Below are 1,367 nucleotides of genomic sequence, written 5' to 3'. Positions count from 1 at the left end.
ACCTGGAGCGGCCGCCGCCCGCAGCGGCGGCCGCTCCAGGTCGGTCCAGGGTCGGTCGGCGCCCGCGGGGTCCACGCCCGCCACCGTAACCGCGGTGCTCGCGGCCGGGGACCGCGGCCGGGACGGGCGGCTTCCGTTCCGGGGCCCCCGTGTGGTGAGGTGAGCCTGCCCTGACCTGAACCGTCCCCGAGGAGACCCGCCGTGCCGCTGCGCGCCACCCGCCGATCCCTGCTGCTGTCCGCCCCCCTGGCGGCGCTGGCCGCCACCGCCGCCTGCGGCTCCGACGGCCCCGCGGGCACCCCCGCGGCCACCGCCACCGCGAGCGGCGCGGGCGGCGCGCAGGACGGCGCCTTCCCCGTGCGGGTCGAGCACGCCCTGGGCACCACCACGGTCGAGGCCGCCCCGCAGCGGATCGTCACCTGGGGCTGGGGCTCGCAGGACGTGCTGTGGGCGCTGGGCCTGCAGCCCGTGGGCGCGCCGGAGGTCACCTACGGCGGCGAGGGCGGGGCGTACCCGTGGTGGCGGGGCCACCACGACCCGGCCACCACCACGGCCCTGGGCGCCGGGGAGAGCGGGGAGGTGCCCTTCGAGGCGATCGCCGAGCTGGCCCCCGATCTCGTGCTGGCCGTGAACTCCGGCCTGACCGCCCAGGACTGGTCCACCCTCAGCGCGATCGCGCCCACCGTCGCCTACCCCGACCAGCCGTGGCAGACCACCTGGCAGGACCAGGCCAGACTCATCGGGCGGGCCGTGGGCCGGGGGGCCGAGGCCGAGCAGCTCGTCGCCGACGCCGAGGCCGACGTCGCCGCCCGCGCCGCGGCGCACCCGCAGCTGGCGGGCAGGTCCTTCGCGTACGTGTACGCCACCGCCGCGGGCCTGTCGGTGTACCTGCCCGGCGACTCGCGCGTGGACACCCTGCACGGCCTGGGCCTGGTGGACGCCCCCGGCACCACCGCCCTGGCCGGCACCTCCGACCAGTTCTACCTGGAGGTCGCCAAGGAGCGCGTGCGCGACCTGGACTGCGACCTGCTCGTCGGCTACGGCGAGCTCACCCTGGAGCAGCTGCGCGCCGACCCCGTCTACGCCACGATGCCCGCCGTCGCGAAGGGCGCGGTGGTGTGGCTGACCGACGAGGACCTCATCGCCGCCACCTCCACCACGATCCTCAACCTGCCCTGGCAGATGGACCGCACGGTGCCGCTGCTGGCCGCCGCCGCGGACGCCGCCGCCGCCTGAGCCCGGCGTTAGGGTCGGCGCGGTGAGCACCCCCCCGCGCCGGCCCACGGCGCTCGACGCCGTCGCCGAGGACCACTTCGCCCGGCTGCTGCGCCTGCAGCCGGGCGAAGTGGTCCTCGGCGACGGCGTCG

General features: G+C 77.8%; 1 protein-coding gene. It reads left to right on the top strand.

The window, feature by feature from the left end:
- The first annotated feature begins 201 nt into the window (after positions 1 to 201).
- Entirely contained in the window at positions 202 to 1,236 is a 1,035-nt protein-coding gene (locus GTR00_RS20920; protein WP_166613445.1) for an ABC transporter substrate-binding protein, read from the top strand.
- Positions 1,237 to 1,367: the final 131 nt, after the last annotated feature.

The organism is Kineococcus indalonis (assembly GCF_009906395.1).
Taxonomy (GTDB): domain Bacteria; phylum Actinomycetota; class Actinomycetes; order Actinomycetales; family Kineococcaceae; genus Kineococcus; species Kineococcus indalonis.
Note: the sequence above shows the minus strand (reverse complement) of the source record. Positions and strands in the feature narration are given on the sequence as shown.